Annotated in this window: 10 protein-coding genes and 1 tRNA gene; 2 read left to right on the top strand and 9 right to left on the bottom strand. The window is 33.2% G+C overall.

Annotated features, from left to right (window positions below; translation table 11 throughout):
- Positions 1-113 precede the first annotated feature (113 nt).
- The 3 genes from IMZ30_RS07740 to IMZ30_RS07750 all read right to left on the bottom strand — a co-directional run bounded on the left by IMZ30_RS07740 (position 114) and on the right by IMZ30_RS07750 (position 4,487).
- Positions 114-455 (bottom strand): hypothetical protein, encoded by a 342-nt coding sequence (locus IMZ30_RS07740; RefSeq protein ID WP_207037753.1) that lies wholly within the window; start codon positions 453-455, stop codon positions 114-116.
- 151 nt (positions 456-606) lie between these two features.
- Positions 607-1,209 carry a polysaccharide deacetylase family protein gene (locus tag IMZ30_RS07745; protein WP_207037754.1) on the bottom strand — a complete coding sequence of 201 codons (603 nt, stop codon included), beginning with the start codon at positions 1,207-1,209 and terminating at the stop codon, positions 607-609.
- On the bottom strand, positions 1,209-4,487 hold the full coding sequence (locus tag IMZ30_RS07750) for a DUF2723 domain-containing protein (protein WP_207037755.1): 3,279 nt from the start codon (positions 4,485-4,487) through the stop codon (positions 1,209-1,211). Before IMZ30_RS07750 ends, IMZ30_RS07745 begins: the two co-directional genes overlap by 1 nt.
- A 163-nt stretch (positions 4,488-4,650) precedes the next feature.
- Between IMZ30_RS07750 and IMZ30_RS07755 the strand changes: the two genes are divergently transcribed.
- Positions 4,651-4,723, top strand: a tRNA-Gln gene (locus tag IMZ30_RS07755).
- 60 nt (positions 4,724-4,783) lie between these two features.
- Here IMZ30_RS07755 and IMZ30_RS07760 read toward each other — a convergent pair.
- The 6 genes from IMZ30_RS07760 to gldJ all read right to left on the bottom strand — a co-directional run bounded on the left by IMZ30_RS07760 (position 4,784) and on the right by gldJ (position 11,933).
- Positions 4,784-4,933, bottom strand: coding sequence for a hypothetical protein (locus IMZ30_RS07760; protein ID WP_207037756.1), 150 nt, complete (start codon positions 4,931-4,933; stop codon positions 4,784-4,786).
- Positions 4,933-6,393 (bottom strand): magnesium chelatase, encoded by a 1,461-nt coding sequence (locus IMZ30_RS07765; RefSeq protein ID WP_207039696.1) that lies wholly within the window; start codon positions 6,391-6,393, stop codon positions 4,933-4,935. Before IMZ30_RS07765 ends, IMZ30_RS07760 begins: the two co-directional genes overlap by 1 nt.
- 5 nt (positions 6,394-6,398) lie before the next feature.
- The gene (locus tag IMZ30_RS07770) at positions 6,399-7,511 is read right to left on the bottom strand and encodes a vWA domain-containing protein (RefSeq protein WP_207037757.1); all 1,113 of its coding nucleotides are present in this window, start codon (positions 7,509-7,511) and stop codon (positions 6,399-6,401) included.
- Positions 7,512-7,568: 57 nt separating this feature from the next.
- Complete coding sequence (locus IMZ30_RS07775; protein WP_207037758.1) at positions 7,569-8,909, bottom strand: MATE family efflux transporter; 1,341 nt, start codon at positions 8,907-8,909, stop codon at positions 7,569-7,571.
- Positions 8,899-10,176 (bottom strand): UDP-N-acetylmuramoyl-tripeptide--D-alanyl-D-alanine ligase, encoded by a 1,278-nt coding sequence (locus IMZ30_RS07780; RefSeq protein WP_207037759.1) that lies wholly within the window; start codon positions 10,174-10,176, stop codon positions 8,899-8,901. The genes IMZ30_RS07775 and IMZ30_RS07780 overlap by 11 nt, the downstream gene beginning before the upstream one ends.
- 71 nt (positions 10,177-10,247) lie before the next feature.
- A complete protein-coding gene (gldJ, locus tag IMZ30_RS07785; RefSeq protein WP_207037760.1) occupies positions 10,248-11,933 on the bottom strand; it encodes a gliding motility lipoprotein GldJ in 1,686 nt (561 codons plus the stop codon).
- Between the two features lie 169 nt (positions 11,934-12,102).
- Between gldJ and porU the strand changes: the two genes are divergently transcribed.
- The gene (porU, locus tag IMZ30_RS07790) at positions 12,103-15,927 is read left to right on the top strand and encodes a type IX secretion system sortase PorU (protein WP_207037761.1); all 3,825 of its coding nucleotides are present in this window, start codon (positions 12,103-12,105) and stop codon (positions 15,925-15,927) included.
- Positions 15,928-15,958 lie beyond the last annotated feature (31 nt).

Genomic DNA, 15,958 nt, shown 5'->3' on the forward strand with positions numbered 1-15,958 from the left:
TTTTTAACCTGATACCCCATGATATAAGGGAAATGACTAAATATATTATTGTATTTTGGTGACCATTTTTAATCCATTCAGGTGTCCATTTTTACCTAATTTTTTTACTTGAGTTATTTTACTTTCCATAGATACTCCAATTCTGGAAAATCTTCTTTTTTATAATAGGGTGGGAAGTATTTATTTATGCCACCTGTAAGACTTTTAAAAAAGAATGAATCTATAGTGCGTTGATACTCTTCTATGGGGTATTGACTCAGGCTACCTTTTTTGAAATAATTCTTAATAGAATCGTGAATTTCAAGGTTTAAAAAGCAAATATTTTCACTTGGATTTTTTGAATTATAAACTACGATGTAGTTTTTGCCTATTCTTGGGTTTGAGTTGCCAAATGCAGCTAAAGAAACAGCTCCTTTATAAGTTATATTTTTAGCTCGAAACTTATAACTAGCCAATGTAGTTCCTCTACCTGTGTAAGCTTCCCATAATTAGAACTGTTGATTATTCCAATCTATTTGCAAACTTATTAGTATGACTTATTTCATAAGGTTTTTTTAAAAGCGACTGTGATCTAATGGATTGTTGTAGGTTTCTCTTGGAAAATTTTTAAATCGCTTTAAAATGATATTTTTCCTTTAAGATTTTTGGTAAAATGTAGTGTAGGTTTTTAAATGCTTTTTGGCTATCATGCATAACAATAATGCTACCATTTCTAACTTGTGACTTGTAAATTTTAAAACATTCTTGAGGTGATTTTCGCATATCGTAGTCTTTTGTAATTACATCCCACATCACGATTTTAAATCCCTTTTGGTGTAAAATTTTCGCTTGTTTAGAAGTGCACTTGCCGTATGGTGGTCTAAATAAGCAAGTTTCTTTACTTAATTGTTTAATGATTTGCTGGCAATTATTTATATCTTCTATATAGTCTTCGGTATTTGTTTTCCAACCATTGAGGTGTTGCATGCTATGATTACCAATGCTGTGACCTTCATTTATAATCTGTAGAAAAATTTCTGGATGCTTTTTAATATTATCACCGATACAGAAAAAAGTTGCTTTGGCTTTAAATTGTTTTAATTGCTTTAAAACCCAAGGTGTTACCTCAGGTATTGGTCCGTCATCAAAGGTTAAATAAATATTGTTATCAGTAAAACGCCAAAGTCGTTTTGGGTAAAGTAAATTATAAAACCAACTGCTTTTTAGCATTATTCTAATTCTTGAGTTGCTTCTTCTAAAAGTTCACTTGAGTTAGTTGAATCTATAGCTTGGTTAGGCGACGCTTCTAACTCCTCATCATTAAATAAGCCGAATAAGTCTAAGTAGCCATTGAATTTTTCAGCTTCCTGACGGGCTAGTTCACTATCTTTTGCAATGATTAAAATGTCGACTAAACTCCTATACTTTTCAATTTCAGTATAAATTTTTTGAGCGTATTCATATTGCTTTTCAAAATCTAAACTACTATAGTATTTCAACCAATCTTGATATTTTTTAGCAACACTTCTCCATATTTCTCTTGCTTTTTCTGGTTTACCAATTTCATAATAGCCTAAAATATAAGGCTCTAATAAGGTATCAAATCCAAAATATTTTACTGGCATTTTCTCCATTGCCAAGTCAAGTATATCTTCAGCTTTATCGTATTTCTTTTCTTCTAGTAGTTTTTCCAGAAGGCGCGCTAGATTACTGCGGTAAGTAATAGCATTCTTGCGGGTTTCTGGGTCGTGGTAAATGTGATCACTCCCTAAATTACCCCAATCCCAATTCATGACTAATTCGTACATTTTGTCACTATCAATTCTACCCATATCGAAAGGATTATTCGGATTTACAGGTGTTTTTATAGGCGTTAATTTGTAAACAACACCATGCAATTGAAGGTAGTCTTTTAACCATAAGTAGTCTGAATCATTATAACTTCCGCCTGTAAAGTAAATTGGTCTTTCCCAATCATTAGAGGCTAATACGTCAAGCATTAATAAGCGATTTTTATAAATAATGTTGTCATCTAAGTTTAAAATGATCTCATCTACAGCTTTGTTTTTGTCATTAACTGAAAGACTATTACTTTTTATCGCTTGTTGAATATCGACTGGAATTCGTAATTTTTTAGAAGGAAACGTATTGTAAATTTGGCCGTTTTCAAGTTCTTCTTTTGTTGAAGGTTGGTCGCTTTTAATATACTTCATCCATTTATCTATGCTTAAAGTGTCTGCAAATCGCTTATCATCTCGATAAAACACAGCATCATTAATACTGTAAGCATAATCATCATGTTCTAAATAAGTTTTAATTGCTTCGCTGTTATAGGCTTTTCTTCGCATTTGATCAATATACCAATCGGTGGCAAATAAACTTGTATTAATTGTTCTTACATCACGTCGGTAACCTTCTATTTCTTGTGCATACCATAAGGCAAAGGTATCGTTATCACCTATTGTAAACAGTATTCCGTTTTCTTCAACAGAATCAAGGTACTTTTTGGCCATAGCTAAGGTCGTGTAACGATTTGATCGATCATGGTCGTCCCAGTTTTGTTGTGCTAAAAGTCCCGGAACTGCAAGTAATGTAGCGATTCCTACTAAAGGTGCTGCAATTTTAGGATTTAGCTTATTTTTTAAAACATCAAATAATCCAAAAACGCCAATTCCAATCCAAATAGCAAATACGTAAAACGAGCCTACTAAGGCATAATCTCGCTCTCTTGGTTCAAATGGGCGTTCATTTAAATAAATCTTTAAAGCAATTCCTGTAAAGAGAAAAAATACTGTAAGAATCCAAAAGAAATTAATGTCTTGTCTTAAATGAAACAGCAAGCCTATAATCCCCAAAATTAATGGCAAAAAGTAGTAGGTGTTTCTTGCCCGATTGTTTTTTATTTCTTCGGGTAATTCAGATTGGTTGCCAAGGAAAATTTCATCTATAGCATCGATACCGCTAATCCAGTTACCATTAAAATCGGTTAGTTTACCTTGTTCGTCGTTTTGTCTGCCAACAAAATTCCACATAAAATAGCGCCAATACATGTAGCCCATTTGATATTGAAATAAATAGTTGAAATTAGCCGCAGTTGAAGGTTTAGATATATTTAAGTAGGGACTAAATTTTTGTAAAAATCCAGCATATTCTTCAGTTGAAATTTCACCATTTTTAAATCTATTATTGTATTGTGCAACAGTTGAAATTAACTCAGATTCATTTTGGTATTCTGCTTTTACACTTAAGTCTAACGCACCAGTAAACATTAAATAATTTGCTGCGTGCTCAGTACTCCACATGCGAGGCAAAAATGTTTTCTGGGCATCATCAGAATTTTGTTTGTGGTTTTTATATTGATTTACAATCACGTATTTGCCCAATTCATGATTCATTTCATATTTTGGCTCGTCATCATAGTAAGGATTTTCAGGATCTAAACCAGCATAAAGTTCTGTAAATTGAGGGCCATAAAATAGTTTTTGTTCGGGATACTGTTCTCGGTTGTAGTAAGCTAACAATGCTCTGGCACTACTTGGGTTATTTTCATTAATAACAGTTCCTGCATTTGCCCTTATGGGCAGCATTACCCAGCTAGAAAAGCCAATAAATATAAATAATATAGAAAGTGTTATGGTATTAAGTACCTTGTAGTTGTGCTGATGCGAATACTTAAGTAATAACACAAATGCAATAATAATACTAATCCCCATAAATATGGTTCCTGAATGAAATGGTAAACCTAAACTATTTACAAAAAAGACTTCAGTTTTACCAAATAGACTTAATGTATAAGGAAGTAAGAGCTTAAATATGAAAAGTAAAATAGCAGTTACAACCACATGAGCAATAACAAAATTTTTGACAGTGATTTTTTTAGTGTGCTTGAAATAGTAGAGTAGGCCTATCGCAGGAATAGTTAATAAGCCCATAAAATGGACACCGAAAGATAAACCAATTAGAAAACATATTAAGATTAACCAGCGATTACCACGTGGTTGAAGCATATCACGTTCCCACAGCATAGCAACATAAAACATCGCTGCCATAATACAAATGGCCATGGCATAAACTTCGGCCTCAACCGCGCTAAACCAAAAGCTGTCTGTAAAAGCAAAACTTAATGAGCCCACAAAACCACTTGCCAAAACAGCTATTTTAGTTGCTGGGTTTGCTGTTTCTAACTTTACAAATTTCTTTAATATCAGGACAATGGTCCAAAACATAAATAAGACCGTAAATGCTGAAGCAACACCTGACATGAGATTAACCATGAGGGCTATTTGCGAATTATCAAACGCAAACATTGAAAAAAACGCGCCAAATATTTGGTAAAATGGTGCTCCTGGTGGATGGCCAACTTGTAATTTAGCTGAAGTAGAAATATATTCGCCAGCATCCCAAAAACTTGCCGTTGGTTCTACTGTTAAAGCATAGGTAAGTAGGGCAATAGCAAAAGCTAGCCATGCTAAGGTTTTATTCCAAAATGAAAAATTAAGCTGTTGCATGAAAGTTGATTTAAGTAGCGAAAATAAGGATTATAATTTAACCCTAATGCAAGCCTATAACGATAATTTGCAAGTCATATTTTTTTAAAAAAATATTTAATAAAAAAAATGATTTATTTTTTGTGTAAATTAAAATAGACCTTATATTTGCATCCCGAATTAATGGCCTATGGTGTAACTGGCAACACGTCTGGTTTTGGTCCAGAAGAGTCTAGGTTCGAGCCCTAGTAGGCCAACAAAAAACCGAATTTCATTTCTGAAATTCGGTTTTTTTATGCTTAAATTTTATTTATTAACTATGTCTTCCGTTTGTATTGCATGTAAACTAAAAGCACTATTAAAATAAAACTTGCTATATAAAACCAGTTGTCAGTTAAGAAAACTTCTAGGTTAAAGCCATCTTTAAATTTTGGAGCCTCTTGTGCTTTTGGGAGTTCTACCTGCATTATAAATCGTTTATATAATTGCTAAAGCTATCTTTAAAATTAATTTTATTATCTATTGAAATTCGGTCTATTTTGTTAAATGCCGATAGTGCCCAAATAATAAAATCAGTATAAAAATATAATTCTTTATCTTCAACTTGACCGAGATGTTTTTTAACAAATTCAACAGCAGGTTCCACTTTATCTAAATTACTCATATACTCTTGATTATTGTCATCTACAATAAAATCAATTTCATGCTCTAAAAACCAATTAATTATATGATCATGTGCTTGCTCTTCATCTTTTTTAGTCAATTTCTTTATTTCTGGGAAAGTTGCATTATAGGATGATTTAATGGCATTTTCAAGTAGTTGAAGTGTGACTTGTTCGGCACCTAACTCTTCGCCTTCATACATGAGTTCTATTTTTCCTGTAATAGCGGGAATTATTCCTATAAAGTCACTCATACGAATTTGTGTTTGTTTCTCTCCCGCTAACAACATTCGGCGTTCAGCAGTACTTACTAAATTTTCAAAAGCAGAAATACTTAAGCGTGCACTTACACCACTTTTGGCATCTATATACTCATTGTCTCTGGCTTCTATGGCGATTTGTTCAAGTAAGTTATGTGCAAAGTCAGGGATATGAATGTGTTCTTTTTGGGAATCGGTGAGTTGTGCCTCCTGTTTTGTAATTGTTTTTGATATGTTGATGTCGTTCGGATAGTGCGTTAGTATTTGAGAACCAATTCTGTCTTTTAACGGGGTAACAATGCTACCACGATTAGTATAGTCTTCAGGATTAGCAGTGAATACAAATTCTAAATCTAGTTGAAGTCTTAGGTTGAAGCCTCGAATTTGAATATCTCCTTCTTGTAAAATATTAAATAAAGCAACTTGAATTCGTGCTTGTAAATCGGGTAGTTCATTAATTACAAAAATACAACGATTAGCTCGTGGTATCATTCCGTAATGAATAACGCGTTCATCTGCGTAGCTTAATTTTAAATTTGAAGCTTTAATAGGATCAATATCGCCAATTAAATCGGCTACCGTAACATCTGGTGTAGCTAATTTTTCAGCAAAGCGCTTGCTGCGATGAAGCCAGGTTATGGGAGTGGCATCACCATTTTCATTAAGTTGGTTTTTAGCATAAGATGAAATTGGATTAAATGGGTCGTCATTAATTTCAGAGCCTTTAACAACTGGTATATACTCATCTAGTAACTCTATTAGCTGTCGAGCAATTTTCGTTTTAGCTTGACCTCTTAAACCTAATAGATTAATGTTATGTTTTGCTAAAATGCCTTGCTCAAGCTGCGGAATTACCGTGGTTTCATAACCGTGAATACCAGTAAAACTGTTTTTTCGAGCTTTAATAGCAGCGATTAAATTATCCCGCAATTCGTTTTTAATTGATTTAGATTGGTAGCCAACTTCTTTTAATTCACCAAAGGTTGATATCTTATTAATTTGCATCATTGCTATAGTTTTTTCTTTCTATTTTTTTCATAATCTTCAAAAATCATTTCACCAAGTCCTTTCAGTCCTGAGTAGTAAGCTTTTCCTTGATTGGCTTTCGTGAAGTCTTTAATGAATTCTTGTAGGTAAGGGTCTGAAGCAATCATGAAACTCGTAATAGGTATATTGAGTTTTCGTGCTTCAGCTGCTTTTTGATAGCATTTGTTGGTTATATAATCGTCTAAACCTACGCTATTTTTGTAATAGCGGCCATCATTTAATTTTAAACAGCTAGGCTTACCATCGGTAATCATAAAAATCTGTTTGTTTGCCTGTTTTTTGCGTCTTAGAATTTTCATAGCCAAATTAAGACCTGCAACTGTATTAGTATGATATGGACCAACATTAAGATACGGTAAATCTTTAATTTTTACTGTCCAAGCATCGTTACCAAATACAATAATATCAAGCGAGTCTTTAGGATAACGCGTTGTTATTAATTCGGCTAAAGCCATAGCTACTTTTTTGGCAGGTGTAATTCTGTCTTCTCCATATAATATCATACTATGGCTGATATCAATCATTAAAACAGTACTCATTTGAGTTTTGTAATAAAGGTCTTTAACAACTAAATCGTCTTCTGTGAGTTTGCTATCAAATCCACGCGATTGCGCATTTTTTAAGCTCTCTGTCATCGAAACATGGTCTAAACTGTCGCCAAATTGATAGTTTTTTAAATCACCTGTAAACTCACCTTGATTACCAGTATATTTTGAACTGTGTTGCCCACGGCCAGATTTTTTTAGCTTTCCAAATATTTGTTCAAGTGCCCGTTTTCTGATGGCTTGTTCTGTTTTGTCTGTAATTTTAAGCTGTGGAGTACCTTTTTGAGCAACTTCTTCTTTTAGATAGCCTTTTTGCTTTAACTCTTCAATGAAATCATCAATTGTATAATCTTTATTAGTAAGTTGATAGGCTTTATCGAGCTCTTTCAACCAATCAATCGCTTCATCAACGTCACCAGAAGTATGTGTAATTAATTCTTTAAAAATTTCTAGAAGTTGATTAAATAAAGAAGTAGAGTCTTCTGATTTTTGTTGGAATCTAAAGCCGGCAGTTGTTCTATCAAATTTCATAGCATAAACTTAAAAGAAACTAGCTAAAGTGACTAATAAGCATTTGTTAATTCGACATTAAACTTTATCTAAATACTTTTGTTTAAATTGAATGACAAGAGCTGAACTTCGGATGAGCATCCATATAAAAAATGCAATCCAAATTCCGTATAGTTGAAGTCCGAATGTGTCTGCAATTAAAAGACTTGGTATAAAGGCTCCAAAAGTGGCTACTAGCAGTAAGTTTCTTAAATATACAGCTTCGCCAAGGCCTTTAAAAATACCATCAAACATAAATGCAATAGCGTTAATTGGCTGCATGAGAAGTACAATCCAAAACACCTTTTCAAATTCAACTAATACAGCTTGATTTTTATTAAAAATTAATCCGATTTCGGCATAAAATATTGCACAAACTAAGCCAAGGCCAACTGCGATAATAACAGCGTATTTACTAATGTCTTTACTTAAAAGCCAAAGTTTTTGATAAGCTTTTTCACCTAGTAGTTTGCCGCCAATAGCATTGCCAGCATTGGCATAACCATCTATGAAGAATGAAAAAAACAGCCATATATTCATCAAAATACTTTGGGCTGCAATATAGTTTTTACCATAATCTGTAGCATAGGCGTTAGCAAAATAAATGGCAATATTTAAAGCTAAGGTTCTTAAAAACAAGTTAGCACTCATTTTTATAAGTGGTTTTAAATTTGGATTGAGTGAGAGTCTCAAGCCTAGATTAAAAGGTGTTTTGTTAAAGTAAAAATATAAGGCTAAAATTAACATCACAGCTTGTGCAATTACGCTTGCAATAGCAGCACCTTCAAGATGCATGGGCTTTAAAATATTTGGAATTCCAAAAACCAACACATAACTCAATATAACATTAACGAGTCCGCCAATTAAACTGCATTTCATGGCCCAAAGTGTATTTTGTAATCCTCTAAATACACCGAATATAGCAAATGTTACTAAAGTTAATGGGTACCCAAGTGCTCTGATACGATAGTAAGATTTGGCATACTCTAATATTTGGCCCTCAGCATTGTATGCTGAAAAAATCAGTTCAGCAAAAATAGCCGTAATTGTGTAGACAATAAGGCTGAGTAGTAAATTTAAAGCCAAAGTTTGTGGAACCAGTGTTTTAACAGCATTAAGTCTATTTTGTCCTAGATGTTGCGAAACTAAGGCTGAAATTGCTGTTTTTGTTTGGGCGAGAATCCATATTAATGCTGATAAAAATGAACCTACTAAACCAACTGCTGCAAGCGCTTCAACAGCATTAACCTCTACATTACCGATAATTGCTAAGTCTGTTAGTGAAATTAAAGGTTCAGCAATACCAGCTATAATAGCAGGAATGGCTATTTTGTTGATTTCGGAAAAACTAACTTTTGGTAATTTTGACTTAGATTTCATTAATAATGACTTCTAATTTCATTCCTCTCGAACCTTTTATTAAAATTGAACTATTTGTTAAGTTACTTTTTTTGAGATGTTTAATCAAGTTTTCAACGGAGTCGAAATGACTTATACTCTCAAATTCGACCGAGGCTTTTTTAAATTCTTCGCCTAATAATAAAATGTCGTTTAGTTGAAGTGATTTTGCGTATGCTAATAATTGCTGATGCTCTTTAAGGCTGGTTTCTCCAATTTCAAACATATCGCCTAAGATGGCAATTTTTTTCTTTGAATCTAAACGGCATAAGTTTTCAAGCGCTAACTTCATACTTGTAGGGTTAGCATTATAGGCATCTAGTATAATTTGATAATTTTCTCGTTTTATGAGCTCTGATCTCATTGCTTCTGGCTGAAAATTTTCAATGGCTATTTGAATATTTTTTAATGGTACGCTGAAGTATTTACCAATTCCAACAGCTGCAGATATATTTTTAAAATTATATTCACCTATAAGCTTACTTTCTATTTTAACTCCATCGACTTCAATTTTTACGTAGGGTTTAGCCTCTAAAAGAGATACTACACAGTGTGAAAGCTTGCTTTGTCCTATGCTGTAAGTTTTTGCATCAAGTGTTTTATTAATCTGGATATCATCGTCATTATTAATAAATATTTTTCTATTGGCTTTTATTAAAAATTCATAAAGTTCACTCTTACCTTTAATGACACCTTCAATACCGCCGAATCCTTCTAAATGTGCTTTACCAAAATTAGTGATATAGCCATAATTCGGTTCTGCAATTTTGCAGAGTGCTTCGATTTCTTTTTGATGATTTGCGCCCATTTCAATAATACCAATTTCAGTTGAACGATCAAATGACAAAAGAGTTAAAGGGACACCGATGTGATTATTTAAATTTCCTTTTGTGCCAGCTACTTTAAACTTCTGACTGAGAACCTCTAACACTAATTTTTTTGTTGTAGTTTTTCCATTACTTCCAGTAATTGCAATAATTGGTAAGTTGAGATATTTCCTGTGATAATTAGCTAGCTTTTGCAAGGTAGTTAAGGTGTTTTCTACTAAAACGCAATTTTTATTATGATAATCTTTAGAGTCAATTACCGCTTTTATAGCGCCAGCTTTAATCGCTTTTTTTGCAAAAGCATTCCCATCAAAGTTATCGCCTTTAAGAGCAAAATAGAGTTGATTTTTTTTAAGTGTTCTTGTATCAGTATTGACGCCCGAAGACTGCAAATAAAGTTGGTGAAGCTCTTTAATATCCATAGGTTGTTATAAAAAGTAATGCCCTAATTCAAAATTAGGGCATTATTAGGAATTAAAATGTTTATTCAATATTAATTTCTGGTTTTTCGACCTTTAAACGTTTTAGAGCCTGTTTTAGACATTGCATTTCTAAAGCCGATATAATCAGTCGCCATGTCTTGTGGGAAATAGCGTCTTTGTGCAGGGTCTAACCAGTAAGCACGATCTCTCCAAGAGCCACCTTTATAAACACGAACGCTATCATCTATTAAAGTAGTTCTAGAGTTAGACTCGTCGTATTTACGTTCTAATTTACCATTTGAAGCTGTAACTTCATGTTCTGGCGAATTATACATCTTTTCATCAGAATTATTACTACCTGCTTGTTTGAAGTATCTTGATGAAGCTTTATCACCATCTCTAAAATCTTTATTATTACTTCTTGAGAAGTTTGTTCTCAAATAAGTTTCTTCTTCGTCAATTCCGACTTTCTTAATTTCACCAGGTAAATTTCTAGCGATAATTTTACCATCACTTAAAGTGTCATACACAACATCATCAGCACCTAAAATTTCAACTTTACCATCTTTGCCGATTGCATTTTTAGTGTAAACGTTGCCACGATAGTAGTTAAAATCATTAAATTCAACATCAACTCTAGGTCTGTATACATCGGCAACCCATTCAGCAACATTGCCTGCCATATCGTATAAGCCATAATCGTTAGGCTCATAAGATTTAACTTCAGTTGTAATATCAGCGCCATCGTCACTCCAGCCTGCAATTCCGCCGTAATCACCAACACCTTGTTTAAAGTTAGCTTTTTGGTCGCCTAAAGTCTTGCGTTTACTAGATCGTGTATATTCACCATCCCATGGGTATTTTTTACGGCCTTTGTATGAATTATAATCTCTTACTGAAGTTTGAGCTACGGCAGCGTATTCCCATTCTGCTTCAGTAGGTAAACGATATTCAGGGTAAAAAACACCATCTTTTTTCTGTACGTAAATATTTGATGGTTCTTGAGAATCATCATTAGGATTTTTAGAATTTTGTTTTTCTTTTCTTTGAATTTTCTTTTCTGTTGTTTTTCCTTTAATCATCTCTTCATCACCACCGTAAACTTTTGAAGGAGCGTTTAGATATGTATCTGTAGTAAAGTTAGATTCTGCTGTAGCGTTTCTATAAGCATCTCTAGCTACATAACCTTCATCAGCTGCAATTTTTTCGTTAACACGGTCTGTACGCCACTTACTAAATTCAGTCGCTTGAATCCAATTAACACCAACAACTGGATAGTTTTGGTAAGCAGGATGTCTTAAATAGTTGTTAACCATGTTTTCTAAAAAACCAAGTGGATTTCTCCAAACCAGTGTGTCTGGTAATGCACCTCTATAAATATTTGCATATCGTTCTTCACTTGGTGGATAAACTTGTTTAAGGTAGTTTAAGTATTCTAAATACATTAAATTGGTAACTTCAGTTTCATCCATATAAAATGACTGGACATGTTGTTGAGTGGGAGAATTATTCCAATCATGCATCACATCATCTTGAACGCGTCCCATTGTAAATGTTCCACCTTCAACAAACACTAAACCTGGAGCAGGCTCTTTAGATTCATAGTCTGTTTTGTATTCAAGACCACCTCTTTTTCCACTTAAATCCCAACCAGTGGCTCTAGATGAGCTAGAATAATCTCTTGAATTATTACAGCTTATTAAAGCAACAGCTCCAAAAACTGTAACACCAATATTAAGGATATTCCTAATTTTCATAATTAACTTGTTTGACTTGACTATTTAGGCTCGCAATATAATAATTAACGCTGTATTAACAAGAATATTTTTTTATAATCAAAAAAAAATGAAAAGATGTTCAAAAACATTACTTAAAAATTAATTTTGCATTGAATACTATAAGCATTGACAAGACGTTTTAAAACTAATGAAATTATATTCTAAGTTTTTATTTGCCCTTTTTTTTGTGTTTAATATCGCTTTTACACAAACTGAAACAATTACTATTGACTGGAAAGATGTTAACTTAGTTAATGATCAGGATGGCCAATTTGTTATTCATGGCTTTAGTCAAGAGTTTTTATTTTATAATTCAGCTTCTAAAGAATTAAGTTACAATCGCTCTTGGAAAATATCTCAAAATAGCTATAAAATTACCAATTTAGTCTATCAACCTATTTCCAAAAGCAAAACTCAGCATATTAAGCCAGCTAAATCTGAAGCTAATATAAAAACTTCAATAACTAATGCTAGAAAAAATTCTTTCTTTAATTTAAGTTTATTTCCTATTATTAGTGAAAGTGGAGTTCTTAAAAAGCTGGTGAGTTTTGATTTGGTAAAGACTTCTAAATCTAATTTAAATGGAAACTTATCTAAATCAGTCCCAAGCATAAGTAATTCTGTTTTTGCTACTTCTAATATGTATAAATTTTATGTTGAAGAAGAAGGTGTTCATAAAATAACTGGTGCTTTTTTAGAACAATTAGGTGTTAATCTAGATAACTTAACTTCAAATTTAATTCATGTTTACGGTCATGGCGGTGGCATGCTTCCACTTCGAAATTCTGAAAATCAATTTTTTGATCCACCTAAATTAGCAATTCAAGTTGTCGATGGCGGTGATGGCGTTTTTAATGTTAATGATTACATATTATTTTATGCAACAGCAACTCGACAGTGGAATGAAACGAGTCAAACTTTTGTAAACGCATATGCCGATCGAGCTTATTATTATGTTGGCATTAATACGAGTTTACCAAAGCGAATTTTAAGCTTTACGCAGCCTAATGATGCACCTAATTTAATACTATCCGAGTTTGAGCAAGAGCAATTTTATGAAGTTGATGAGGTTAGTCTTGCTTTGGTTGGTAGACGTTGGTTTGGCGATCGTTTTGATATTGAAACACAACGAGACTATAAATTTGAATTTGATAATTTAATAACTTCAGAACCAATTGAGTTAAAAGTTTATGCTGGGGCAGTTTCTGCATTAACTAGTTCTATGAATATTAGTGCAAATTCTAATGAAGTTGGTACAATTAATTTTGCAGCTAATAGCCAAATTTCGACAGCTACTGGTGGTAATTTTTTTGGTAATTTCAACTCAAACTCAGATGAGGTTAATATTAGCTTAACCTACAATAAACAAGGTAATCCAAGTGCCGCTGGCTTTTTAGATTTAATAAGTTTAAAAGCTAAACGCGCCTTAGAAGGTTCTAGTGAACAGTTTAAATTCTATCATCCAATTGTAGAAAATCAACTGGGTGTTGTGCAGTATCAATTTGAAAATGCTAATCAAATTAACCAGATTTGGGATGTTAGTAATTTTACCGAGGTTAAATCAATCCGAAACGCCCAAGAACTTTCAAATTTTAGTTTTAAAGCTAATATGGGTCAAATAAAAACCTATGTTGCGGTAACTTCAACCTATCTTACCCCAAGAATTGAAACTGGAAATATTAATCCAGACGCAATTAATCTTAAGGGTAATATTTTTAATTCAGTAAATGGTGATTTTCAAGATATCGATTATTTAATTATTACAAGAAATGATTTCCTTTCGGCTGCTGAAAAGTTAGCCAATTACCGAAGAAATCGCGATAACCTTAATGTAAAAGTTGTTCAGTTATCACATATTTATGAAGAATTTAATTCAGGTAAGCAAGATATTGGAGCCATTAGAAATTTTGTGCGTTATGTTTATGAAAATGCTTCAAGTCCTGATAAAAGGTTGAAGTATCTCGGCTTTATAGGCGATACGTCTGTCGATTATAAAAATCGGCTAAATAGAAACACAAATATTGTCCCAACTTATCAAAGCTACGGGAGTTTTTCAGATACGAGTAGCTCTTTTATGTCAGACGACTTTTATGCCATGATGGATCCTGACGAAGGTTTGATGTTGGCTTCTGAAAAAATGGACATTGCTGTTGGCCGAATAGTTGCAGAAACGCCTAGTCAGGCTAATATTCAAATCAATAAAATTATCGATCATGAGTCAAGAGCTGCACTTGAGCCTTGGCGTAATAATTTTATTTTGATTTCAGATGATGTTGATGAAGCATTTGAATTTCAAGATTTGCAGCTTCAGCTTGATCAATTAGGTGATGAAATATCAGCTAACAAGCCAAGCATAAATGTAAAAAAAATTCATGCTGATGCATTTCAACAACAACCATCGGCTGGTGGCGATCGTTACCCTGAAGCAGTTAAAGCTATTAATGATGCCATCGAACTAGGTGCTGTTGTAGTTAACTATTTTGGTCATGGTGGCGAAGATGGTTTGGCTCAAGAACGTTTGGTTTCGCAAACACAGGCACAAAACTGGACGCATCCTAACAGATATAATGTGTTTGTGACCATTACTTGTGACTTTACAAAGTTTGATAACCCGCTAAGAGTTACTGGCGGTGAACTTACTTTTTGGAATAATAATGGAGGTGCTGTTGCATTGGTAACAACTACTAGATCAATCACCGTTTCGGCAGGAGTTGCTTTTAATAATGTTTTTGCACCATTTTTATTTGATTATGACGACTTAGATGAGTCTATTGCACAGTCTGTGGTGAGAGCGAAAAATAATTTATCTGGCAACGGTAAACGCATTGTTTTTTATATTGGTGACCCTGCAATGAAATTGCCACTTCCTGAGCCTCGTGTAAACATTACACAAATAAATGACCAGCCAATTGCACAATTTTCTGAAACTTTAGAAGCTTTGAGTCAAAATAAAGTTTCTGGCCAGTTGGTTTCTACTAATGGTCAATTAATTAATGATTTTAATGGAGAAGTAACATTAACATTATTTGATAAACGCATAGAGCGCTCAACCTTAGGAAATGATGGTGTTACTGAAAATGGAGAACTACTAATAATGGATTTTACCACACTTGGTGAAATTTTATTTAAGGGAAAAGCCAGTGTTACAAATGGTGAATTTGAGTTTAATTTTGTGTTACCTAAAGATACTAGAATTGATGAAGGTGAAGGACGATTTAGCTTTTATTCTGTTCAAAATCAAGCGCTAAATGAATATAGCGGTTTTAATACGAGCATTTCTATCGGAGGCTTAAATGAAGATGCAGCTGAAGACCAAGAAGGACCTCTGATCAATCTCTACATGAATGATGAAAATTTTGTAGATGGAGGAATTACCAATACAAACCCTTTTATTTTAGCAAACTTAGAAGATAATAACGGTATTAACACAGCTGGCGGAATAGGTCATGATATTGTTGCTATATTAGATGGCGATGAAGAAAATCCAATCATTTTAAATGAATACTATGAAGCTGCAACAGATACTTATCAGTCAGGCCAGGTTTACTATCAGCTTAAAGACTTAGAGCCAGGACCTCATACTTTAAGTTTTAAGGCTTGGGATGTTTATAATAACTCATCAACATCAACTTTAAATTTTGTTGTAAGCAGTAACGATGAGTTACAACTAAGCAATGTCTTAAATTATCCAAATCCTTTTATTGATTATACTGAATTTTGGTTTAATCATAATAGACCATTTGAGCCACTAGAAGTTCAAGTTCAAGTGTTTACCGTTACAGGGAAAGTCGTTTGGACGCATAATCAAACTGTTAATACAAGCGGATTTTTATCTAAGGAAGTCACATGGAATGGATTAGATGATTTTGGCCAGAAAATAGGTAAGGGCGTTTACATCTACAAATTAACTGTAAGATCTACAATCACAAATCAAAAACAAGAAAAATACGAAAAACTCGTTATACTTCAATAAAATTATAACTCTATATTTGCAATTCAATTTA

Source organism: Psychroflexus sp. ALD_RP9, assembly GCF_017311165.1.
Classification (GTDB): Bacteria; Bacteroidota; Bacteroidia; order Flavobacteriales; family Flavobacteriaceae; genus Psychroflexus.

Coding starts and splice junctions, on each gene's coding strand:
- IMZ30_RS07775 (WP_207037758.1), bottom strand. CDS start 8,909: ATGAAATCTAAGTCAAAATTACCAAAAGTTAGTTTTTCCGAAATCAAC.
- IMZ30_RS07765 (WP_207039696.1), bottom strand. CDS start 6,393: ATGCAAATTAATAAGATATCAACCTTTGGTGAATTAAAAGAAGTTGGC.
- IMZ30_RS07770 (WP_207037757.1), bottom strand. CDS start 7,511: ATGAAATTTGATAGAACAACTGCCGGCTTTAGATTCCAACAAAAATCA.
- porU (WP_207037761.1), top strand. CDS start 12,103: ATGAAATTATATTCTAAGTTTTTATTTGCCCTTTTTTTTGTGTTTAAT.
- gldJ (WP_207037760.1), bottom strand. CDS start 11,933: ATGAAAATTAGGAATATCCTTAATATTGGTGTTACAGTTTTTGGAGCT.
- IMZ30_RS07745 (WP_207037754.1), bottom strand. CDS start 1,209: ATGCTAAAAAGCAGTTGGTTTTATAATTTACTTTACCCAAAACGACTT.
- IMZ30_RS07750 (WP_207037755.1), bottom strand. CDS start 4,487: ATGCAACAGCTTAATTTTTCATTTTGGAATAAAACCTTAGCATGGCTA.
- IMZ30_RS07760 (WP_207037756.1), bottom strand. CDS start 4,933: ATGCAGGTAGAACTCCCAAAAGCACAAGAGGCTCCAAAATTTAAAGAT.
- IMZ30_RS07780 (WP_207037759.1), bottom strand. CDS start 10,176: ATGGATATTAAAGAGCTTCACCAACTTTATTTGCAGTCTTCGGGCGTC.